Origin of the sequence: Streptomyces sp. GD-15H (assembly GCF_045291515.1) — a bacterium.
Classification (GTDB): domain Bacteria; phylum Actinomycetota; class Actinomycetes; order Streptomycetales; family Streptomycetaceae; genus Streptomyces.
This window is the reverse complement of sequence record NZ_CP149447.1, coordinates 3179008-3201406: the sequence shown is the minus strand read 5'-3', so window position 1 is coordinate 3201406 and position 22399 is coordinate 3179008. Positions and strand designations below refer to the sequence as shown.

Genomic DNA, 22399 nt, shown 5'->3' with positions numbered 1-22399 from the left:
CTCAGAGCAGCCGCAGGTCGCGGGCCCGGCGTACGGCGTCGGCGCGGCGGTTGACGTCGAGCTTCCGGTAGACGCTCTTGAGGTGGGTCTTGACCGTGTTGACCGACACGTACAGATCGGCGGCGATCTCCTCGGTCGTCATCATCCGCGCGAGCCGCCGCAGCACATCCCGCTCCCGGCCGCTCAGCTCCTCCATTACGGGCGGCACCACGGGCGGCGGCACGTCGGCGGGCCCGGTGACGAGCCAGCCCGCGGCCAGCCCCCGTAGCGGGGCCGTGTCCAGCAGCGGCCCGATCCACGGCCCGGCGTCCACGAAGGGGCGGCGCAGATGCCCGTGCCGGGCGCCGCGCAGCGCCGCGGCGAGCCACCGGCGGGCGGTGGCCGGGTCCCCCGCCAGGTGCCCGATCCGGGCCCGTACCAGTGCGGCCCGCACGGACACCCCGGGTCCGGTCCGGCCCGCGTCGCGCAGCGCGTCGAGGAGTTCGGCCGCCTCACCGGGATTGCCCACGGCGAGCTGCATCCTGGCGGCCTCCACGACACAGGCCGGCTGGTCGAGGGGTATTTCGTGGAGCGCCTCGACGACTGCCTCCGGCCGTCCCCCGGCCAGGTGCGAGGCGGCCTCCACCAGGGCCGCGTGGCCCCGCACCCAGGGGGAGGGCACCTCGGCGGTGACGTCCGGCCCGGCCGCCCGGACGGCGGCGCGCGCATCACCGCGGGCCAGCAGCAGCCGGGCCGTGACGACGGCCCGCCCCGCCAGCGCGACCGGGTCGTGCGAGGCGGAGGGCGCGGGCGATCGCGATCCGGGGCGCGTCGCGGGGTGCGACGCGTTCTCCATGGGGGTGGCCGCCTCGTCGAGCAGTTCCTGTGCCCGGTCCAACTCGTCGCGGTCCACCGCCACCGCCGCCAGCACCAACTGCTCCATGCCGGTGCCGGGAGGGCCGGGAAGGCTGTACCGCGCGGTCTCGGCCAGCGCCCGGGACGCTCTGTGCTCCGCCCGCCCCGGCCAGCCGTGGAGATGGTCGATCAGCGCGAGCTGGGCCAGGGCGTCCTCCCTGGGCAGCGCGGTCGACGCCCCCTCGGGCCCGGCGGCGGCCGCGGTCAGGGCCGTCCGGGCGTCCTCGAAGCGGCCCGCCCACAGCCGGGCCGAGCCCAGATGGGTCAGCAGCAGCGCGGTGAGCTCGGGATGCCGGTCCAGCAGATCGGCGGGTACGGCACCGCGCAACTCCCCGGCCAGCCGGGCGGCCCGCTCCGCACGCGCCGAAGACCCCGTCAGGCGGGCCGCCAAAACCTCCAGCAGAGCCCAGCACAGCCGCGCCGCCGGGTCCGGGACCCCCTCGGCAAGCTGCCTCCCGGCGCGCTCCAGATGAGCCGACCCCCGGCCCGGATCGCCGCGGGCGAGGCCGCGGGCGGCCCGTACGAGTTCCGGCGCGGGGCCCGTGGCGCCGGGCGCCATACGGGAGAACAGGTCGTCCAGACCGGCCGAGCGCAGCCCGGTGAACAGCTGGCCGATGGCCAGATCGGCGACCAGGGTGCCGGCGGCGAAGTCCCAGTCACCGGCGGCGGCACCGTGGACGAGCGCCTCCGGGCGGAATCCCGCCTCCTCCAGCCAGCGCGCGGCCCGCCGGTGCAGCTCCGGTGCCAGACCGGGGCACCGCATCCCCAGATGCGCCCGCAGGATCTCCCCGAACAACGGGTGCAGGCGGTACCAGGAGTGCCCGAGGTGCTGCACGAAGGCGTTGCGGCGGTGCAGGGAGTGCAGTACGGGCCCGGCGTCGGAGCGCCCCGTCAGCGCGTTCGCCAGGTCGGGGCAGAACCGCTCCAGGACACTGACCCGCAGCAGCATGTCCTGCGTACCGGGCGGCTGGATGTTCAGCACCTCGGACAGCAGGAAGTCGGCCACCGTGCTCTGCCCGGCCTCGAACTCCTTCAGATACGCCTCCGGGTCGGGGCTCTCCCGCGCAGCCAGCGCGCACAGCCGCAACCCGGCGGCCCACCCCCGGGTGCGGTCCACGAGGGCGTTCGCGCGGGGCACGGAGAGGGACAGTCCGTGCCGGTCGAGGAGTTCGCGCGCCTCCCGCGCGGTGAACGCCAGTTCCGCGTCCCGGATCTCCGTCAGCTCCCCGGCGACCCGGTAGCGGTGCAGCGGCAGCAGCGGTTCCGTACGGGAGACCACGACCAGACGCAGGCCCGGTCCCGCGTGCCGCAGGACGAAGTCCAGTTGGGCGGCCGTCTCCGGCGCGGCGACCCGGTCGAACTCGTCGAGCACGAGGACCGCCGGCCGCCGCGCCGCCGGGCCGCTCAGCTCGGCGGCCAGCCGGTTCAGCAGCGTCTCGTCCACCCGGCTCGGATCGGCGGGACAGCCCACCGCCGCGGGCACCGGCACCCCGGCGGCGCGCAGGGCCCGCAGTACGTACGCCCAGAACACGCCGGGACGCAGATCCGCCGCGTCGGTGGTGAACCAGGCCACGGGCCGGTCGAGGCCGGCCGCCCAGTCCGCGACGAGCAGGGTCTTGCCGGCTCCCGCCGACCCGTTGACGAGCGTCAGAGGTGTGGCGAGGGCACCGTCGAGACGCCGGATCAGGCGCTCCCGGCGCAGGAAGGTGACGGGTCTCGGGGGACGGCGTACCGGGTCCGCAGGAACGGGTCCCCCCGGGGATCGACACCAGGGAGGCCGGGAGTGTCCCGTTCCGGGAAGCCGTCGATGGCCACGGCGCTCACCACTCACCGTCGGTCGCGTCACGCGAGGCGCTGCACCTCCCCAGTATCCCCGCGTTCGTCCTGTCCCGCGCACCGCAGCCGTATCCGCGCAGGGGCGACCCGCGAAGACGCGGAAGCGGCGCTGCCGGGGCCGAACTCGGCCCCGGCAGCGCCGCTTCCCACGCGCGCACGCGTGTGCTGTCGCTCAGTGAGCGGCGACGACCACTACGGGCTCCTCGGCGTTCGCCGACTGGGCACGCATGTCCTTCGCCTCCTCGGCGCGGCTCTTGACGCCGAGGACGGCGGCCACGGCACCGAGGACGCACAGGATGCCGGTGACGGTGACGGCGGAGTGCAGACCGTTGACGAACGCCTGGCCACTGCCCTCGATGACGGCGGCCCTGATCTCCGCCGACATGTCGCCGGAGACCGGGGCGATGCCCATCGTGACGGCGTCCTCGGCCTGCTCCAGGCCGTGCGCCATGCCCGTCGGGACCCCCGCGGTGGTCAGCTCACCGAACAGCGAGGAACCGACCTTGCCGGCGATCACGGTGATCAGCACCGAGGTACCGAGCGCACCACCGATCTGCAGCATCGTGGACTGCAGGCCGGACGCCACACCGCCGTCCTTGACCGGCGCGTTGCCGATGATCGTGGCGGCGGTGGCGGGCAGCACGATGCCGACGCCGAGGCCCATCGCGAGGAACGGCGGCCACATCGTCGCGTAGGACGAGTCGACGGTCCACGTGAGCATGCCGAACATGGCGGCGGCCGAGAGGGCCAGACCCAGCGGAATCGTGACGCGGGCGCCGAAGCGGGTGGTCAGCTGGGAGCCGATCGGAGAGGCGAACAGCGACGCGATCGACATCGGCAGCGTGCTGATACCGGCCTCGACCGGCGTGTAGCCCCGCACGTTCTGCAGGTACAGCATGATGAAGAAGATGCCGCCGAGCATCACGAAGAAGTTCAGCAGGGTGATGACCGCACCGGTGGTCAGCGACCGGTTGCGGAACAGGCGCATCGGCAGCAGCGGGTGCTCCTGCCGGGTCTCGTACCAGCCGAAGACGGCCAGGAGCGCCAGGCCGAGGACGAGGGAGCCGAGGGTTCCGGCGGAGGCCCAGCCCCACGTCTCGCCCTTGACGATGCCGAAGACCAGGGCGACCATGCCCGCGGCGAGCAGGACGACGCCGGGGATGTCGAAGCGGTGCCGGCCGGTGGGGCTCTTGGACTCGGAGAGGACCGCCATGCTGAACAGCAGCGCGATGACGCCGATCGGCGCGTTCAGGTAGAAGACCGACTCCCAGTTGACGTGCTCGACGAGCAGACCGCCGACGATCGGGCCCAGCGAGGTCGACACGGCCGAGACCATGCCCCAGATGCCCACCGCGAGCGCGAACCGCTTCGGCGGGAAGACGGCGCGCAGGATGCCCAGCGTGTTGGGCATCAGGATGCCGCCGGCCAGACCCTGCAGGGCGCGGAAGAGGATGACGCCCTCGATACTGCCGGCCAGGCCGATCGCGACCGAGGTGACGACGAACCCGCCGACGCCGACGAGGTAGTAGAAGCGCCGACCGAACCGGTCGCCGAGCTTGCCGCCGAGGATCATCGAGGCGGCGAGCGCGATCAGGTAGGAGTTGGTGACCCACTGCAGTTCCGCGGTGCTGGCCCCGAGGTCCTTGCCGATCGCCGGGTTGGCGATGGCGACGACGGAACCGTCGAGCTGCACCATGAGCAGGCCGAACGACACCGCGATCAGCGCGAGCCAGGGGTTGGCCCGGAGGCGCTCGAGCGTCGACTGCGGGGGAGCAGCCGTGTCGGGGGCGGGGGCGGAGTGATCCACGGGTGTGGACGCCATGAAGAGAGCCGTTTCTTTCTCAAAGGGGGACGAACGAACCGCACGGCGAATGGCCGGGGGTCGTGATCGGGCAGCCGGGCGTGCCGAGCCGTGATCGGGGCCGCCCACGGGGGACTGCCCCGGGCAGGACTGCCTTGGGGGAAAGGGAGAGGGACAGCGGGAAGCCGAACGCCTCAGCGCGGGAACACGCGCGACGCGTGGGCCCGTGCTGCTGACGCCCTCGTCAGCGGGCCGCTGAGTGAAGGTGCCGGGTCAGTGCTTTCAGCGCACCCACGGCGGAACCGAGCGCGTCCAGCTCACCGTCGGTGAGGGACTGCATCGCCCGGCCGAGGTGGCTCTGCTCCAGAGCGCTCACCTCTGTGATGCGCTGCCGCGAGGACTCCGTGAGGTGGAGGTGGGCGACGCGCTTGTCGATGCCGTCCTGCCGGCGCTCCAGTTCTCCCCGCTCCGTGAGCTGGGAGACCAGTGCGCTGACGTTGTTGGGCTTCATCAGCAGTGCCTCGGCCGCCTCGCGCACCGTGGCGCCCTCGTGCTGGGCGACGAACCTCAGCAGTGCGAGCTGTCCCTCGGGCGGCTTCGGGTGCGGATACTCGCTCGCCACCCGCCGGTCCAGGGCCCGGTGCAGCACGGGCAGGCACGCCGCGAGCTCGGAGCTCACGTGTGCGACGCGCTGTTCGGAGGCACTGCTTGTGGACACCAGAAGACAGTAGGTATTAGATCATACCTATGTCAAGCGAGGTGTGTGCCGGATCTCGCGGCGCGCCTCGGGCCGACGGCCCCGGCTGAGCCGGTGACAAGCCCGGCCGAGCTAGTTGAGCAGTGCCCGTGCCGCTCGGGCCTGGCCTCGGATCCGGTCCGCGGCCGGCTCGTCCACCGCGGCCACCACCTCGGCGTACGCCTCCAGCTCGTCCGCGCCGCCGGCGAAGTCACCGCGCTGCACCAGCAGCTGGGCCCGCTCGTACCGCAGCCGGGCCGGCCGGGAGGGGAGCAGCAGGGACAGCTCCACCGCCCACAGCGCCACGTCCGACCGCTCCGGGCGGGCGGCCGCCCACGCCCGGATGTTGTTCAGGATGCGCAGGACGACGTCCAGCGGATCGGCCGGCGTCAGCATCGACGCGTCCAGCGGTGTCCCCGTGGCCCCGGCGACCAGCAGCTCCGCATCGGCCCCGGTCAGCACCCGGCCCCCGTCGAAGGGATCGACGAGCACCTGCTGCTCCGCCTTTCCGAAGCCCACCACGAAATGTCCGGGGAGTGCGACCCCGTACACCGGGGCGCCCGCTCGCCGGGCCACCTCCAGCCAGACCACCGACAGCAGGATCGGCAGCCCGCGCCGGCGTCGCAGTACCTCGTGCAGCAGCGACGACTCCAGGCGCTGGTAGTCGCCCGGGGTGCCGTGGAAGCCGTACCGCTCGCCCAGCAGCTCCCGCAGCGCCGACGCCCAGGCGCGCGGTGCGCCGGGCCGGTAGGGAGCCGGCCGGCCAGCGCGTCCAACTCGATCTGCGCGGCGTCCATGCCGGCCTCGTCCAGGGTGCCGTCCGCCTCCGCGCCGACCAGCAGGCAGAGCGTGGCCAGATCCGGCCGCTCGGACCGGGCCTCCTCGGTGAACCGCCGCCGCAGCTCGGCGGACCGTTCAGGGGGCGGCGGGTGGGGGGAGCGCATAACCGGTCAGTGCCCTCTCACGGCGATCCGTCACCTGCCGGAGCCGGTGAGTCGGGCGCGCGGTAGTGGTGGTACGCGTGATGTACGGCGAAGCCCATCCTGTCGTACAGGGCGCGCGCTTCCGCGTTGTCGTCCTCGACCTGGAGCCACGCGGCCGACGCGCCCTCGTCGAGCGCCCGCCGGGCGAGCGCCGCCATCACGGCCGTCGCGAGTCCGCGCCGCCGCTGGGCCGGATCCACCTCGACCGCCGCGAAGCCCGCCCACCGCCCGTCGACGACGCACCGCCCGATCGCCGCAGGTGCGGGCTCACCCGGCACGGTCGCGAACCACACGGAGGGCCCTCCCCCACTCTCGACTTCTCCCCCACTCTCGACTTCGCTCGAGCGGGGGGACCCCCATGAGCGGGGGGATCCCCATGAGCGGGGGGACCCCCGTCCCAGGACCTTCAGGGCCACCTCGCTCACGCCCCTGCGCCGGTAGCGCGCGAGCCACGCCTCGTCGGCCTCCCGGGACAGCACGACCTCCACGTCCCGCGGCCCAGAGGGTTCCGCGTCGGCGATCGGGGCGAGGCCGCCGATCCACAGCTCGGCGGTCACCTCGCGTACCCAGCCCCGCCGCTCCAGCTCCGCGCACAGCTGCTCCTGCGTCCCCGCGGCGCCGGTCGCCGTCTGGAGGTAGGCGGGCAGCCCCCGGTCGGCGTACCAACGGCATACGGCCGTCAGCGCCTCGTCCAGCGGCATGCCCGGGTCGCCGAGCGGCAGCACGGAGTTGGCCCGGCGCGTGTAGCCGGCCGCAGCCCTCAGCTCCCAGTCGCCCAGCCGCGCGCTCTCCACGGGCCGCCACGCCCGCGCGGAGACCCGCGCCAGTTCCTCGTACGAGGCGGCAGGACCGCGCCTGCGGGCCGGTGCGGCCGTCTCGTGGCGCGGAGCGCCTCCTCGAGGGGCGGCGGTCGGGTGGCGGGCGGGCACCACCTTGCCCGCGACCAGTGCGGATTCCGCGATGTGGACGCTTTCCCCGTTCTTTCGTGTGATCCGCAGCACACCGTTGTCCCATGATGTGAGAACTCCGACCGCGTCGGTGAACCTCTCACCCGGCGGGCCGTCTTCGATCAAGCTCCGTACGGAGACCCGTTTGCCCACGTCAGCAGCGGTGATGCGGACCTCGAGACGCCCGGCCGCAGAGATTTCCACAGGTCAGTTCACCCCTCCTGTTCGGATCATGCCCAGGAACGGAGATACTAGGGGCGGGCATCGACGACGCCGCGCTCCCGCGCGCCAGGCGGCGGAGCCTGAGGAGGCCCGCCGGCGCCCTACCGAGGAGGAACGACAGCGTGACCTACGTCATCGCGCAGCCTTGTGTCGACGTGAAGGACAAGGCGTGCATCGAGGAGTGCCCGGTCGACTGCATCTACGAGGGCCGGCGGTCCTTGTACATCCACCCGGACGAATGCGTCGACTGCGGCGCCTGTGAACCGGTCTGCCCGGTCGAGGCCATCTTCTACGAGGACGACACTCCCGAGGAGTGGAAGGACTACTACAAGGCGAACGTCGAGTTCTTCGACGACCTCGGCTCACCCGGCGGCGCCAGCAAGCTGGGGCTGATCGAGCGAGACCACCCCTTCATCGCCGCGCTGCCGCCGCAGGCCTAGAACGCGCTGCTCCTGTAGCGGCGACACGCCCCGGAACCCGGGGGCCTGTCGCTCAGCCCGGCCCGCACGTCTGTGCCGCCTCGGTTCCGTACGGTCCGATCGACCCGATCGCCGCGCGGGGCCGAGGCGTTTGCCGTACCGGTGCGGCAGCAGCGCAGTAGCAGTGCCGCACCAGAAAGTGAGCCAGAACCCGTGTCCGCAGTCTCCGACCGGCTGCCCACCTTTCCCTGGGACAAGCTGGAGCCCTACAAGAAGACGGCCGCCGGGCACCCCGACGGCATCGTCGACCTCTCGGTCGGCACCCCCGTCGACCCGGTCCCCGAGCGGATCCAGAAGGCCCTGATCGCCGCTGCGGACTCCCCCGGCTATCCCACGGTCTGGGGCACCCCGGAACTGCGCGACGCGCTCACCCGCTGGGTGGAGCGTCGCCTGGGCGCCCGCGAGGTCACCCACCGCCATGTGCTGCCGGTCGTCGGCTCCAAGGAACTGGTCGCCTGGCTCCCCACCCAGCTGGGTCTCGGCCCCGGCGACCGGGTGGCGTACCCGCGCCTGGCCTATCCGACGTACGAGGTCGGCGCCCGCCTGGCCCGCGCGGAGCACGAGGCGTACGACGATCCGACCGACCTGGACCCGACGGGCCTGAAGCTTCTCTGGCTGAACTCCCCGTCCAACCCGACGGGCCGGGTGCTCTCCAAGGCGGAGCTGACCCGGATCGTCGCCTGGGCCCGTGAGCACGGCGTCCTCGTCTTCTCCGACGAGTGCTACCTCGAACTGGGCTGGGACGCCGACCCGGTCTCGGTGCTGCACCCGGACGTCAACGGTGGCTCGTACGAGGGCATCGTCTCCGTGCACTCGCTGTCCAAGCGGTCCAACCTCGCGGGCTACCGCGCCGCCTTCCTGGCCGGTGACCCCGACGTCCTCGGACCGCTGCTGCAGATCCGCAAGCACGGCGGCATGATGACCTCGGCGCCCACCCAGGCGGCCGTGGTGGCGGCCCTGAGCGACGACGAACACGTGCGCGTCCAGCGTGAGCGGTACGCGGCCCGCCGCTCCGCCCTGCGGATGGCCCTGCTGGGGCACGGCTTCCGCATCGAACACAGCGAGGCCGGGCTCTACCTGTGGGCCACCCGCGACGAGTCCTGCTGGGACACCGTCGGCCGCCTCGCGGAGCGCGGCGTCCTGGTCGCGCCGGGCGACTTCTACGGCCCGGCGGGCGAGAAGTACGTACGCGTCGCCGTGACCGCCACGGACGAGCGCGTCCGCGCGGCGGTGGAACGCCTGAAGGCGTGACGCGGCGGGTGTGACGCCGCGGGGGCACGACATGCGCCGACGGGGCCCGGGGAGAACCCCGGGCCCCGTCGGCGCAGGGGCATACATACCGGCGCACGCGCCGGGGGCGGGTCGGATCAGCCGAGCGGCAGCGACGTGGCCGGCAGGGTCTGGGCCGTCGGCACGCCGTCCAGGGGGAGGGAGCCGGTGGTGCCCGCGGTCTCGTTGACGACCTGCGTCGTGTCGTTCACGGGGCCGGCCAGGTTCGACCCGTCCAGGGCGGTCAGCCCGCCGACGTTCGGGGTGGCCGGCAGCTCGGGGGCCGCGACGGCGGAACCGGCCGCACCGACCCCGGCGGCCGCTCCGGCGGCGACGAGCAGTGCGGCACGGGCGATCCGGCGGGTCAGGGGGAGGGACATGGTGCTCCTTGAGCGGGAGGGAACGATGACGTGTCCAGCCGGACCCGGCGGTTGATCTCCGGGCTCGGACGCAGTGACTACCGCTCGAAGGCCAGGAAGGTTGCGGTAGGGCGACGTAAAGAGTTGGTAATGCGTCGCATTATCGGCTGCGTAGAAAAACGGACGAACGGTACGCGGTTCGGCGGGCTGCCGAATGGTTACAGCGGCGCAGCCCCAAGGGGTACCGCCGCACCAGGGGTGGCGAGGCGGAAACCCGCGCACACCGTCGGCGGCCCGCGCTCCGCGCAACCCCTGGGAGCGACCTCTCGCACCACTGTGCGGCACTACGGCGCGGTCGTGATCCGGACCTCGCCCGCGCCGTCGCCCGCGGCCTCGGTGTTCTTGCCGTCGGTCTCGCCGTCGAGCACGCGCCACTGGTCGTCGGCGCCCCCCGCGGTCCACTCCCGCCCGGCGTACGCCACCCGCTCTATGTGCAACTCGGAGGCGTTGGCCACGGCCCAGTGCGCGAGCTGCCAGCCCTGTGCCCCGGCCTTCCGTCCCGCGTCGGCGCCGGCGCGGACCGGCAGCGTCACGGTCCGCCCGTCGGAGTCGACGGCGGCGTCCCCCGAGGGAGCGGTGGGGGCGGCGGACGAGGCCGGAGAGGGGGCCGAGGAGTCCGCCGTGTCGCTCACCTCGGCGCCGGCCGGTTCCAGCGTGTCCCGCCCGAAGTCCCGCGCCAGCGCCGCGCGTACCGCGTCCGTATCCGCCGCGCGGGTCGCCCCCGGACGGCCCTTGCAGGTCAGGGTGGCCGCCGAGTGACCGGTGAGGGCGGCGGCCAGCAGGGTGGCGTCCGGCTCGTGCTTGGCGTATGCCTGCGGGAAGCCGCTGAGCTGCACCCGCTGCGCGGCGACGGTGAGGGGGAGCCGGGTGTACCCCGGCACCTTCTCCAGGCCGTCGTAGAACTTCCCCGCCGAGTACACCGGGTCCATGATCTCCTCCGGTGTGCCCCAGCCCTGCGAGGGGCGCTGCTGGAACAGGCCGAGCGAGTCACGGTCGCCGTAGTCGATGTTCCGCAGCGCCGACTCCTGGAGGGCCGTCGCCAGCGCGATCGTCACGGCACGCTCGGGCAGTTCGCGCGCGGTGCCCACAGCGGTGATCGTCGCCGCGTTCACCGCCTGCTCCGGCGTGAACTCGTACGTGGCTCCGTCGCCCTTGCCGGACACGACTCGGCAGCCCGGTCCGCCGCTGCCCCCCGAGTCGTACTGGACCGCGAGGTACCCGGCGACTCCGAGGAGGACCACGGAGGCCGCCCCGAAGCGGAAGAGGCGGCCACGGCGCTTGGAAGGAAGGGGTGGCTCTGACACGCGTACAAGGTACTGGAGAGTACGAGGTGTGTGTGCCGGGTGGGGACAGTGTGCCCGGGCCCGCGCGTTAGGGTCGTCGCCATGGCCGACACCCCACTTGACCTCACCCTGGACGCGGCACGACTGACCGCGCGGCTCGTCGACTTCCCCTCCGTCAGCGGCACCGAGAAGCCGCTCGCGGACGCGATCGAGTCCGCCCTGCGCGCCCTGCCGCACCTCACGGTCGACCGGTACGGCAACAACGTCGTGGCCCGGACGAACCTGGGGCGCGCGGAGCGTGTGATCCTCGCCGGTCACATCGACACCGTCCCGATCGCGGACAACCTCCCCTCCCGGCTCGACGCGGACGGCGTGCTGTGGGGCTGCGGCACCTGCGACATGAAGGCGGGCGTGGCGGTCCAGTTGCGCATCGCGGCCACCGTCCCCGCCCCCAACCGGGACCTGACCTTCGTCTTCTACGACAACGAGGAGGTCGCCGCGGACCTCAACGGACTGAAGCACGTCGCCGAGCAGCACCCCGACTGGCTGGAGGGCGACTTCGCGGTACTCCTCGAGCCCTCCGACGGCCAGGTGGAGGGCGGCTGCCAGGGCACCCTCCGGGTGCTGCTGAAGACCACGGGCGAGCGCGCCCACTCCGCGCGGAGCTGGCTGGGCTCCAACGCGATCCACACGGCCGCCCCCATCCTCGCCCGCCTCGCCTCCTACGAGCCGCGCCATCCGGTGATCGACGGCCTGGAGTACCGGGAGGGCCTGAACGCGGTGGCGATCTCCGGGGGCGTGGCCGGCAACGTCATCCCCGACGAGTGCGTCGTCACCGTCAACTTCCGCTACGCGCCCGACCGCTCGGAGGCCGAGGCCCTGGCCCATGTGCGTGAAATCTTCGCGGACTGCGGCGTGGCCGAGTTCGTCGTCGACGACCACAGCGGCGCGGCCCTGCCCGGCCTGTCCCACCCGGCCGCGGCGGCCTTCATCGAGGCCGTGGGCGGCACCCCCCAGCCCAAGTACGGCTGGACGGACGTCTCCCGCTTCTCGGCGCTGGGCGTCCCGGCGGTCAACTACGGTCCCGGCAACCCGCACCTGGCGCACAAGCGGGACGAACGCGTGGACACGGCGAAGATCCTGGCGGGGGAGGAGCGGCTGCGGTCCTGGCTGACCGCGTGAGGGCGTTTTGGAACGCCGTCCCGCGGACATGCTGACGTCCCCCGTACGTAACCCGCGTGGATCTACGCTGAAGTGGAACGATCTCTCCCCGGCACCTCGGCATCCCCGAGCGGGGAGACCGCAACCGGAGGGAGCACATATGGCTACTGGCAACCCCGAGGGCAAGAAGCGCCCACCGGAGGAGCAGCGCCTGGGCCCGGTGCTCCGCAGGCGGAGCCAGGTCCAGACGAGCACCACGGACCAGCGGCTGCTGGACGGGCGCGCGCCCTCGGACTGGGTGCACACCGATCCCTGGCGGGTGCTGCGCATCCAGTCGGAGTTCATCGAGGGCTTCGGCACGCTCGCCGAGCTGCCGCCCGCCATCAGCGTCTTCGGCTCGGCCCGCACACCGGTGGACTCACCGGAGTACGAGACCGGTGTCCGGCTGGGCCGGGGCCTGGTCGAGGCCGGCTTCGCGGTGATCACCGGCGGTGGCCCCGGGGCCATGGAATCGGCCAACAAGGGCGCATACGAGGCCAGGGGCGTCTCGGTCGGCCTCGGTATCGAGCTGCCGTTCGAGCAGGGGCTGAACAGCTACGTCGACATCGGCCTGAACTTCCGGTACTTCTTCGTGCGCAAGCTGATGTTCGTCAAGTACTCGCAGGGCTTCGTGGTCCTGCCCGGCGGACTCGGCACCCTCGACGAACTCTTCGAGGCCCTGACCCTGGTCCAGACGCAGAAGATCACCCAGTTCCCCATCGTCCTGTTCGGCACCAACTACTGGGGCGGCCTGGTCGACTGGCTGCATGGCACGGTCATCGCCCAGGGCAAGGCGGCCGACAAGGACCTCCTCCTCTTCCACGTCACGGACGACGTCGACGAAGCGGTGGCCCTGGTGTCCAAGGAAGCGGGCCGCTGAGACGGTAGAGCGCGGGGGCACGCGTCCGGGGGCGCATTTGCCCAGCTGAGCTGCCGCGGCCCGTGCGTCGCTTTCGCCCCACCGAGACGGCGCGGCCCGTGGAGTTGCTTTCGCCCCACCGAGGTACCGCGCGGCCACTTCTGACCCACCGGGACGGGCGGTGGGTGGGCACGGGCCCGGGGTCCGGGGGCGCTGCCCCTGGCGGGTCAGGGGCAGCGACCCCGTCGGGGAGCGGGGGCGGAGGCCCGCACACCCCCTACGGAGGCGGAGCCCTACGCCAACCCCCGCCGGGCCACCGCGGGATCGCGATGCCCCGCGATCGACGCCACCATGTCCAGCACCTGCCGCGTCTCCGCCACCTCATGCACCCGGTACACCCGCGCCCCCAACCACGCCGACACCGCTGTCGTCGCCAGCGTCCCCAGCACCCGCTCCTTCACCGGCCGGTCCAGCGTCTCCCCGACGAAGTCCTTGTTGGACAACGACACCAGCACCGGCCACCCGGTGGCGACCATCTCGTCCAGCCGCCGCGTCGCCTCGAGACTGTGCCGGGTGTTCTTCCCGAAATCGTGCCCGGGGTCGATCATCACCGACTCCCGCGGCACCCCCAGCGCCACGGCCCGCTCCGCCAGCCCCACGGTCCGCTCGAGGATGTCGGCCATCACGTCCTCGTACGTCACCCGGTGCGGCCGGGTCCGCGGTCGGGCGCCCCCCGCGTGTGTGCACACCAGCCCCGCGCCGTACCGCGCGGCGACCTCCGCGAGCCGCGGATCGACCCCGCCCCACGCGTTGTTGAGCACATCCGCCCCGGCCTCGCACACGGCCTCGCCCACGTCGTGCCGCCAGGTGTCCACGCTGATCACGACGTCCGGGAAGCGCCGCCGCACCTCGGCGACGAAACCGACCGTCCGCCGCGCCTCCTCCTCGGCGGACACCTCTTCGCCCGGCCCGGCCTTCACCCCGCCGATGTCGATGATCGCGGCACCCTCCGCCACCGCCTGCTCCACGCGCGCGAGCGCCGGTTCGTCGCGGAAGGTCGAGCCCTGGTCGTAGAAGGAGTCCGGGGTCCGGTTCACGATCGCCATGATCACCGGCTCGTGCGGTGCGAATTCCCGCCTGCCCAGCCTGAGCATCCCCTGTGACCTCTCTTCTTTCGTCAGGGTTCGTCCGGTCCGCGGCCGTCCCTGACCGCCTGTGACCCTGACTGTCAGACTCGCATGGCACGATCGGAGCCACACACCCGACTCCGATCCACCATCCGATCCGTCTGAGCCGATCCATCCGACTCGATCCAACCGTGGGGACCCCAGCGATGGTTATGTTCTTGTTCCTGGTCGTCGCGCTCGCCGTAGTGGTCGCCGCGGTGACCCTCGCCGTGGTGGGCGGCGGCGAGAACGGCCCGCTGCCCGAGGCGGCCCCCGACCGCCTGACGGACTCCCTGCCGCTGGACCGCCCGGTCAGCCGCGCGGACGTGGACGGTCTCCGCATCCCGCTCGCCGCCCGCGGCTACCGCATGGCCGACGTGGACGACGCCCTCAGCCGTCTCGGCGCCGAGCTCGCCGAGCGCGACGCCCGGATCGCCGACCTGGAGGCCGCGCTGGCCGGTGCCCGCGCCGTCGCGGCGCACCTCTCCACGGAGAAGCCCGCCGCGCGCCCGGAGGGCGAACAACGGTGACCGGCGGCGCCGCCCTCGCCGGCCCGGACGGCGCCCCGCGCTGCCCCTGGGCCCTGTCCACCGAGGACTACATCGCCTACCACGACCAGGAGTGGGGCCGCCCGGTCCACGGAGACGACGCCCTCTTCGAGCGGCTCAGCCTGGAGGCGTTCCAGTCCGGCCTGTCCTGGATCACGATCCTGCGCCGCCGCCCGGGCTTCCGTACCGCCTTCGCCGGTTTCCGGATCGCGGCCGTCGCGGAGTTCACCGACGCGGACCGGGAGCGCCTGCTGGCCGACGCCGGCATCATCCGCAATCGCGCCAAGATCGACGCGACCCTGGCCAACGCGCGCGTGCTGGCCGGGTGGGCGCCCGGTGATCTGGACGCCCTGATCTGGTCCCACGCCCCGGACCGGGCAGGCCGCCCGGCGCCGAGGACCCTCGCCGACGTCCCCGCGGTCACCTCCGAGTCGACCGCCCTGTCCAAGGCGCTGAAGAAACAGGGCCTGCGCTTCGTCGGCCCGACCACGGCCTACGCGCTGATGCAGGCCTGCGGCCTGGTCGACGACCACCTGAAGGAATGCGTCGCCCGGCGGCCCTGAGCCTCACGGCCCCGAGTCCCGGGCGGTCCCGAGTCCCGGGCGGTCCCGAGTCCCGGGCGGTCCCGAGTCCCGGGCGGCCCCGAACCCCGGGCGGCCCTGAACCCTGGGCCGTCGGTCAGCGGCCCAGGTACTTCGGCTTCTCCTTGCTGACGAACGCCTGCACGGCGATCGCGTGGTCCTCGGAGGCACCCGCCCGGGTCTGGAGCGCGTCCTCCTTCTCCAGCGTCTCCTCCAGGGAGTGGCTGAGCCCGTACGCCACCGACTCCTTCAGCGCCGCGTACGCCACCGTCGGCCCCGCGGCCAGCGCCCGCGCAGTCTTCTCCGCCTCCGCGCGCAGCTCGGCGGCGGGGACCAGTCGGTTCGCGATCCCGAGGTCGTACGCCTCCTGGGCCGGGATGTTGCGCGGGAAGAGCAGCAGATCGGTCGCACGACCGGGCCCGACGACCCGCGGCAGGGTCCAGGAGATCCCGGAGTCCGCGGTCAGCGCGACCCCGGCGAACGACGTGTTGAACGCCGCCGTGTCGGCCACGATCCGGTAGTCCGCCGCCAGCGCGAAGCCGAAGCCCGCCCCGGCCGCGACCCCGTTCACCGCGGCGACCACCGGCTTCGCGGCCCCGGCGAGCGCCTTCACGATCGGGTTGTAGTGCTCGCGCACCGTGCTCATCGTCCGCCCCGAACCGTCCTCGCGGTCGGCGGCCAGCAGCCCGATGTGCTCCTTGAGGTCCTGCCCGACGCAGAACGCCCGGTCACCGGCGGCGGTCAGCAGCACGGCCCGCACGGCGTCGTCGTCCGCGGCGGCCCGGACCGCGTCCCGGAGCGCGACCTTCGCCGCCACGTTCAGCGCGTTCATCGCCTCCGGGCGGTTCAGCGTGATCGTCGCGAGTCCGTCGCGCACCTCGTAGAGCACGGTGTCGGCCATGGTGTATCCCCTCCGCGTGGCGGCTCGGGGACGTACCGGTCGGTACGCCCCTGTGCAGGACAGCATGACGGAGATCACCGGCGGTGGCGCGGCGCCGGTATGTGACCTGCGTCAAAGAATTACCGGCCGTTTTCGCTCGGTGGAGCTGCGCGCGGTGGCGCAGTATCGCAGTCACATCGCCGAATTGAGTGGTTTTGCTCGCGCGCGTTGCCCAAGCGATGCCGACCGAGGTTGGTCATCGGGTCCTGCGATGCGGGATAATGACCTGGAAGCAATGTGTTCGATGCCGGTGGCGTGTGTCCTGCTTCAAGGACCGCAGGTGCCTTTCAGTGGGCCGTCGGCTTCAGACGGTTTAGCTGGGTTTCAGGAAGGGGAACGAGCATGGCGGCCATGAAGCCGCGGACGGGTGATGGCCCGCTCGAGGTGACCAAGGAGGGGCGGGGCATCGTCATGCGCGTTCCGCTCGAAGGCGGCGGTCGGCTCGTCGTCGAGCTGACCCCGGACGAGGCCGACGCGCTCGGCGACGCCCTCAAGAAGGTCGTCGGCTAACGCGCAAGCGACCATACCCTTTCAGTCGCCCCGGTGCCGCACGCGGTGCCGGGGCGACTGTTTTAGCAGGTCAGAGCGTTGTTTGGTGGGTTGAGCGCATGTCTGGGGGCCTGCTTACCGCTTCACCGCGCAGAGTAGTCCGTCGCCCACGGGCAGCAGCGACGACACCAGCTCCTGGCTCTCGCGTAGGGCCCGCACCAGTTCCCGCAGCCGCAGCACCTCGGTGGGCTGCGGACCGGAGTCCACCGTCCGGCCGCTCGCGAAGACCCCTTCGAAGGCGACCAGGCCTCCCGGGCGCAGCAGGCGCAACGATTCGGCGAGATAGTCCTGGTACTCGAGCCGGTCCCCGTCGCAGAAGACGAGGTCGTAGCCGGAGTCCGCGAGACGGGGCAGGACGTCCAGGGCCCGGCCGGGGATGAAGCGGGCCCGGTTGGCGGCGAAGCCCGCCGTACGGAAGGCCTGGCGGGCCGACTGCTGGTGCTCCGGCTCCTGGTCGACCGTGGTCAGCACCCCGTCCGGCCGCATGCCGTGCAGCAGGTGGACCCCGGAGACTCCGCACCCCGTGCCGATCTCCGCGACCGCCTTGGCGTCCACGGTGGCCGCGAGCAACCGCAGAGCCGCACCCGTACCGGGCGACACCGAGCGCAGCCCTGCCTCGCGAGCCCGGTCCCGGGCCCAGTGCAGCGCCTCGTCCTCGGCGACATAGGCGTCCGCGAACGCCCAGCTCGTCTGCCGGTTGGCGGTAATGACCCTCTCCTGTCCCCGTGGTTGCCTCGGCGTGACTTTATCCGTTGGCGTCGGGAACCCACTGATGGGACCGGTCGTTCAAGGGGAAGAGCAAGCGGCGTCTGCCGTGAGGGGGTAGGCGAATGAGCGAGGACACCGAGCAAGTGCTGACGCAGGCCCACGAGCCGTGCCAGCCCAGATCAATTTCCCGTAAAACCGCTTATCCGGAGCTAACGGGCGAGGTGGTTATGGTAGGGGCTCCACTGGACACCACCAGAGCCGATAGGGGAGGTGCGGCTGCGCCTGTGGATCGGGGCGGAGTGCTGAGGCGCTTCCTCGGATCGGCGGGCAGGCCGAAATCCGTGAACGACACCGCTGCTGACCACATCCACGCCGCTGAGCCTGCCCAGACCGCGAGCTTCTCCACCGACGCGGACGGGCAGGCGTGGACTCCACCCACCTGGGAGGAGATCGTCAGCACGCACAGCGGCCGGGTCTACCGGCTCGCCTACCGTCTCACCGGTAACCAGCACGACGCGGAGGACCTCACCCAGGAGGTCTTCGTCCGCGTCTTCCGCTCGCTGTCGACGTACACGCCGGGCACCTTCGAGGGCTGGCTGCACCGCATCACCACCAATCTCTTCCTGGACATGGTGCGCCGTAAGCAGCGCATCCGGTTCGACTCGCTGGGCGACGACGCGGCCGAGCGGCTGCCCAGCAAGGAGCCCACCCCCCAGCAGGTCTTCAACGACACCCACTTCGACGCGGACGTCCAGCAGGCCCTCGACACCCTCGCTCCGGAGTTCCGCGCCGCGGTCGTCCTCTGCGACATCGAGGGGCTGTCGTACGAGGAGATCGCCGCGACCCTCGGCGTCAAGCTCGGCACGGTCCGGTCCCGGATCCACCGCGGGCGCTCCCAGTTGCGCAAGGCCCTCGCTCACCGCTCGCCCCAGGCGCGCGCGGAGCGCCGCTCCTTCGTGCCGCGTGTTCCCGCACTGGGAGGAGGGGGCACGAGCGCGTGAGTGGATCACGGCCGAAACCTGCCGAGGGACACCTCGCAGAGCAGCACCTGGGAGACCGACTCTCCGCCCTGGTGGACGGAGAACTCGGTCATGACGCGCGCGAGCGCGTACTGGCACACGTCGCCACCTGCGCGAAGTGCAAAACGGAGGTGGACGCGCAGCGCCGCCTGAAAAACGTCTTCGCGGAGGCGGCCCCGCCGCCGCCCTCCGAGAGCTTCCTGGCCCGCCTCCAGGGTCTGCCGGCGGGCGCTGACCTCGGCGGTGGCTCCCCGCTGGACGGAGGAGGGCTGCCGGGCGCCCCGTCCGTGTCGCTCGGTCAGGTCTCCGGAGCCTTCGGGACCGGCAGGCGCGGCGAGCGGTTCGAGTTCGCCTACGCGCCCTCCCGGCGGCATGCCCCGCTGCCGGCGTCTCCGTCGGGCGCGATCGGAGCCGACCGGGGCTTCCGCATCCATGACGTCAGCCGGCCCGAGCCGGACCGGCCCGCCTCACGCGGGCTGCGGTTCGCCGCCGCAGCCGCCGGGGCGGTCTCGCTGGCCGCGATCGCCCTCGGCGGTGTCGCCGGCGTCGCACCCACCGACACGGCGGCCCGCGGCTCGGGCAGCGGCAGCAATGTGACACCGATGCGCACCCAGGGCAGCGGCAGCGCGGCGGCGACCGCGCCCGACTCCCAGCGGCGCCGCGGCACCACTCCGTCGGTCGGTCAGCTGCAGGGCCAGAGCGCCCTGGGCGACGCCCCGGCCGCCCCGACGCAGGCCGCCACGCCGCTGCTTCCCGGGGTGCCGCCGCCCGCCCACCGGCACCACAGCGCCCTGGCCGCCCCGGTCATGGCCGACGCGGCCCCGATGTCCCCGCTGATACCGCCGCTCAGCACGGCCCCGCCGCTCGTGCTGTCCGCGTGGGAGACGACCCCCGGGCTCAGGACACCCGGTTCGTTCCCCACCGCCCCCGGTTCCACCGCGACCGCGACGGCCACTGGCTCGCCGGTCACTGGTTCCACGGTCGGCGCGACCGCGGCTCCCGCCCCCACCGCGTCCGCGGCTTCCTCGGCTTCTTCCCGCATGCTCCGCTGATCTGTGCATCGACCCGGTCCGCTGCGCACGGGCGTGCGAACCTGGTTGAATCCAGGTGGCGCGCCCAGGCCGACTGCAGCCGGGTGCCGGACCGGCTCTGACGCGCGGAGGCGTACGGAGCCACGGAGTCGAGATCTGCGGCCAGCTGTGGGGAGAGCATGAACGAGGGGAAGCCCACGAAGGCGAGCCCAACGGGAGAGCGGGAGGAGCCCGCCGAGCCGGTAGCGGCCGGAGCCGCCCCGTCCGGGGCGGAGAACCGGGACGCGGCGCCCCACGGAGAGCGTGCGCGGGGCGCCGACGGGGACTTCGAACTCGCGCGGCCCGCCACACCTCCGACCACCCCCGGGGGCGACTACGCACTGCACCGGCCCCTGGACGCCGAGACCACGGAAGCCGCGGAGACCGGCGAGGCAGCGGTGGTCGGCCGTCCCGCTGGGGCCGTCGAGCCCGCCGGGCACCAGGAGCCCGGTGTGGCCGCCGGGGCCACCGAGCCCGCCGTGGCCGGATACGGTCCGGGGCAGGCCGAGCAGCCCCGGCCGCTGCACGATCCCGACCCCTACAGCACCCCGCCGTACGGTGAGCCGGGGCCCTGGGCGCCCGCGCCCCCGGTCCAGCATCCGGCGGCGACTCCCGCGCAGGGCACGGCGGTCCCGCGCCTGGTGCGGTATCCGGCGTCGGACGCGCCGGCGCACGGCGTGCCCGTCCCGGCCGCCGCACCCCCCACCGTTCCCACCGTGCCCGAGCCCGGCGCCCCGGCCACGAGCCACACCGCACCCGTGCCCCCGGCCCTGGACGCCTCCGCCACGGACGCCCCGGCGGCAGCCGGCCCCTGGCAGCGTTACGACCCCTGGGCGGCGGCCGCCGCCGGTGCGAGCGCGCCGTTGCAGCAGACCGGGGGCGCGGTGCCCACGAAGGATCAGCGGCGCAAGCGCGCGCGAAGGGTGCTCATCGGCCTCATGCTGGTGGTCGCGCTCGCCTCCGGCGGCGTCGGCGGGGTCGTCGGCGCCCACCTGGAGCGCAACGGCGGTGTGGGTGCCGTGGAACTGCCGCAGGCCGGGGAGGAGCCCGCCGGGCGGGAACCCGGGAGCATCGCCGGGATCGCCGCGCAGGCCCTGCCCAGCGTCGTCACCCTGCACGTCAGCGGTGCCGCGTCGGCGGGCACCGGTACCGGGTTCGTGCTCGACGACCGCGGACACATCCTCACCAACAACCATGTCGTGCAGCCCGCCGGAAGCGACGGCGAGATCACCGTCACCTTCCACAGCGGCGACACCGCGAAGGCCACGGTCGTCGGCCGGGACAGCGGCTACGACCTCGCCGTGGTGAGGGTCAAGGGCGTCAGCGGACTGGACCCCCTGCCCCTCGGCAACTCGGACAACGTGCGGGTGGGCGACCCCGTCATCGCCATCGGTGCCCCCTTCGACCTGGCCGGCACGGTCACCGCCGGCATCATCAGCGCGCGGGAACGCCCCATCACGGCGGGCGGCGGACGGGGCGACGGCAGCGACGTGTCGTACGTCGACGCCCTGCAGACCGACGCGCCGATCAACCCCGGCAACTCCGGCGGCCCCCTGCTCGACGCCCAGGCCCGCGTGATCGGCATCAACTCCGCCATCCGCTCCGCCGACAGCGGCGGCGGCGAGGCGGAGAGCGGCCGGGCCGGTTCCATAGGGCTCGGGTTCGCCATCCCCATCAACCAGGGCAAGCGCGTCGCCGAGGAACTGATCAACACCGGTAGGGCGACCCACCCGGTGATCGGCATCACCCTGGACATGGACTACGCCGGCGACGGCGCCCGCGTCGGCACCAAGGGCAGCGACGGCGGACCCCCGGTCAGCACCGGCGGGCCCGGAGCCAGGGCCGGGATCAGGGCCGGTGACGTCATCACGAAGGTCGACGGCCGACGCGTCCACTCCGGTGAGGAACTCATCGTCAAGACCCGCGCCCACCGCCCCGGGGACCGGCTGGAGCTCACCCTGGAGCGGGACGGCGAGGAGCGGGAGATCTCGCTGGTGCTCGGGTCCTCCGGCGGTGACTGAGCGGCGGAGAGCAAGGCGTACCGCACGCCACGAGAAGGCGAACGGGCGGGGAAGAGCCACCGCGTACACCCACCCGGAAGCCACGGGACGGTACCGGTCGTACGGGGTGGCGGGTACCGTGGATCCGGCCCGGACCACGGAAGACCGCACGGACGCACGGACGCACGGCCGCGTCGACGCACCGACCACCGAGGGCCGAGGGCCGAGGACCGAGAACATCGCAAGGAGCTTCAGGTGTTCAATGACATAGGACCGCTCGAGCTGGTGACGCTCATCGTCCTCGCCGTGCTCGTCTTCGGTCCGGAAAAGCTCCCCAAGGTCATCCAGGACGTGAGCAGGACGATCCGGAAGATCCGCGACTTCTCGGACAGTGCCAAGCAGGACATCCGCGAGGAACTCGGCCCGGAGTTCAAGGACTTCGAGTTCGAGGACCTCAACCCCAAGACGTTCATCCGCAAGCAGTTGGACAGCGACGAGCTGGGGCTCAAGGAGATCCGCAACGGCTTCGACCTGAAGAAGGAGATGGCCGACGTCACGGACGCCGTCCACGGCCGCGACTCCGAGTCGTCCTCTTCCTCCTCTTCTGCGTCGGCTGCGTCCTCAGCGGGGGGCCGCATCGACATGACGAAGAAGCCCGAGCCCTCGGCCGCCGACGACCGCCCGCCCTTCGACGCGGACGCCACCTGAGCCACGCCCTGCCGGACGCGCGGAAGCGTACGCTCCGCGCACGTGACGCGTTTCATACTCCACAGGGGTCCCGCACGGCCTGAACCGGACATCCACGCGACCCACGCGCCGGGCGCTTTTCCCGGCACACGCCGACGAGGTGGCTATGCTGCCCGAGTTGTTGTGCGGTCCGGACGAGTACG

The 22399-nt window shown here is 72.8% G+C and carries 18 protein-coding genes and 3 pseudogenes; 11 read left to right on the top strand and 10 right to left on the bottom strand.

The features are described from left to right. Position 1 precedes the first annotated feature (1 nt). The 5 genes and pseudogenes from WJ438_RS14750 to WJ438_RS14730 all read right to left on the bottom strand — a co-directional run bounded on the left by WJ438_RS14750 (position 2) and on the right by WJ438_RS14730 (position 7401). Positions 2 to 2721, bottom strand: a pseudogene (locus tag WJ438_RS14750) (LuxR C-terminal-related transcriptional regulator). Between the two features lie 181 nt (positions 2722 to 2902). Then, on the bottom strand, positions 2903 to 4552 hold the full coding sequence (locus WJ438_RS14745) for an MFS transporter (RefSeq protein ID WP_406725647.1): 1650 nt from the start codon (positions 4550 to 4552) through the stop codon (positions 2903 to 2905). Between the two features lie 223 nt (positions 4553 to 4775). Then, complete coding sequence (locus tag WJ438_RS14740) at positions 4776 to 5249, bottom strand: MarR family winged helix-turn-helix transcriptional regulator (protein WP_406725646.1); 474 nt, start codon at positions 5247 to 5249, stop codon at positions 4776 to 4778. A 111-nt stretch (positions 5250 to 5360) separates the two neighbouring features. Then, positions 5361 to 6211, bottom strand: a pseudogene (locus WJ438_RS14735) (SirB1 family protein). A 17-nt stretch (positions 6212 to 6228) separates the two neighbouring features. Further along, a complete protein-coding gene (locus tag WJ438_RS14730; protein WP_406725645.1) occupies positions 6229 to 7401 on the bottom strand; it encodes a GNAT family N-acetyltransferase in 1173 nt (390 codons plus the stop codon). A gap of 140 nt (positions 7402 to 7541) precedes the next feature. On the opposite strand from WJ438_RS14730, the gene fdxA reads away from it, so the two are divergent. Then, positions 7542 to 7859 (top strand): ferredoxin, encoded by a 318-nt coding sequence (fdxA, locus tag WJ438_RS14725; RefSeq protein ID WP_042172700.1) that lies wholly within the window; start codon positions 7542 to 7544, stop codon positions 7857 to 7859. A gap of 192 nt (positions 7860 to 8051) precedes the next feature. After that, a complete protein-coding gene (locus WJ438_RS14720; protein WP_406725644.1) occupies positions 8052 to 9149 on the top strand; it encodes a bifunctional succinyldiaminopimelate transaminase/glutamate-prephenate aminotransferase in 1098 nt (365 codons plus the stop codon). 152 nt (positions 9150 to 9301) lie between these two features. Here WJ438_RS14720 and WJ438_RS14715 read toward each other — a convergent pair. Both WJ438_RS14715 and WJ438_RS14710 read right to left on the bottom strand, forming a co-directional pair. Then, positions 9302 to 9547 (bottom strand): annotated as a pseudogene (locus tag WJ438_RS14715) (ATP-binding protein); the annotation flags it as partial. A 323-nt stretch (positions 9548 to 9870) separates the two neighbouring features. Further along, on the bottom strand, positions 9871 to 10890 hold the full coding sequence (locus WJ438_RS14710) for a heavy metal transporter (RefSeq protein WP_406725643.1): 1020 nt from the start codon (positions 10888 to 10890) through the stop codon (positions 9871 to 9873). A gap of 81 nt (positions 10891 to 10971) precedes the next feature. On the opposite strand from WJ438_RS14710, the gene dapE reads away from it, so the two are divergent. Next, positions 10972 to 12051, top strand: coding sequence for a succinyl-diaminopimelate desuccinylase (gene dapE, locus WJ438_RS14705; protein WP_406725642.1), 1080 nt, complete (start codon positions 10972 to 10974; stop codon positions 12049 to 12051). Between the two features lie 139 nt (positions 12052 to 12190). Then, positions 12191 to 12949 carry a TIGR00730 family Rossman fold protein gene (locus tag WJ438_RS14700; RefSeq protein WP_406725641.1) on the top strand — a complete coding sequence of 253 codons (759 nt, stop codon included), beginning with the start codon at positions 12191 to 12193 and terminating at the stop codon, positions 12947 to 12949. Between the two features lie 272 nt (positions 12950 to 13221). On the opposite strand, the gene folP is transcribed toward WJ438_RS14700, so the two are convergent. Further along, positions 13222 to 14082, bottom strand: coding sequence for a dihydropteroate synthase (gene folP / locus WJ438_RS14695; protein ID WP_406725640.1), 861 nt, complete (start codon positions 14080 to 14082; stop codon positions 13222 to 13224). 185 nt (positions 14083 to 14267) lie between these two features. Between folP and WJ438_RS14690 the strand changes: the two genes are divergently transcribed. Further along, a complete protein-coding gene (locus WJ438_RS14690) occupies positions 14268 to 14624 on the top strand; it encodes a DivIVA domain protein (RefSeq protein WP_406729692.1) in 357 nt (118 codons plus the stop codon). After that, the gene (locus WJ438_RS14685) at positions 14621 to 15205 is read left to right on the top strand and encodes a DNA-3-methyladenine glycosylase I (protein WP_406725639.1); all 585 of its coding nucleotides are present in this window, start codon (positions 14621 to 14623) and stop codon (positions 15203 to 15205) included. Before WJ438_RS14690 ends, WJ438_RS14685 begins: the two co-directional genes overlap by 4 nt. Positions 15206 to 15320: 115 nt before the next feature. On the opposite strand, the gene WJ438_RS14680 is transcribed toward WJ438_RS14685, so the two are convergent. Beyond that, positions 15321 to 16124, bottom strand: coding sequence for an enoyl-CoA hydratase/isomerase family protein (locus WJ438_RS14680; RefSeq protein ID WP_406725638.1), 804 nt, complete (start codon positions 16122 to 16124; stop codon positions 15321 to 15323). Positions 16125 to 16505: 381 nt separating this feature from the next. On the opposite strand from WJ438_RS14680, the gene WJ438_RS14675 reads away from it, so the two are divergent. After that, positions 16506 to 16673: a DUF3117 domain-containing protein gene (locus WJ438_RS14675; protein WP_003966491.1), complete on the top strand. Its 168-nt coding sequence runs from the start codon at positions 16506 to 16508 to the stop codon at positions 16671 to 16673. A gap of 114 nt (positions 16674 to 16787) precedes the next feature. Here WJ438_RS14675 and WJ438_RS14670 read toward each other — a convergent pair whose 3' ends face one another. After that, the gene (locus WJ438_RS14670; RefSeq protein WP_406729691.1) at positions 16788 to 17486 is read right to left on the bottom strand and encodes an O-methyltransferase; all 699 of its coding nucleotides are present in this window, start codon (positions 17484 to 17486) and stop codon (positions 16788 to 16790) included. 233 nt (positions 17487 to 17719) lie between these two features. On the opposite strand from WJ438_RS14670, the gene sigE reads away from it, so the two are divergent. From sigE to WJ438_RS14650, 4 genes are all read left to right on the top strand, one after another. Continuing rightward, complete coding sequence (sigE, locus tag WJ438_RS14665; RefSeq protein ID WP_406725637.1) at positions 17720 to 18421, top strand: RNA polymerase sigma factor SigE; 702 nt, start codon at positions 17720 to 17722, stop codon at positions 18419 to 18421. Continuing rightward, positions 18418 to 19491, top strand: a complete 1074-nt coding sequence (locus tag WJ438_RS14660; protein WP_406725636.1) for an anti-sigma factor family protein — start codon at positions 18418 to 18420, stop codon at positions 19489 to 19491. Before sigE ends, WJ438_RS14660 begins: the two co-directional genes overlap by 4 nt. A gap of 158 nt (positions 19492 to 19649) precedes the next feature. Next, on the top strand, positions 19650 to 21530 hold the full coding sequence (locus tag WJ438_RS14655) for a trypsin-like peptidase domain-containing protein (protein WP_406725634.1): 1881 nt from the start codon (positions 19650 to 19652) through the stop codon (positions 21528 to 21530). 234 nt (positions 21531 to 21764) lie between these two features. Then, complete coding sequence (locus WJ438_RS14650) at positions 21765 to 22217, top strand: sec-independent translocase (protein WP_406725633.1); 453 nt, start codon at positions 21765 to 21767, stop codon at positions 22215 to 22217. Positions 22218 to 22399: the final 182 nt, after the last annotated feature.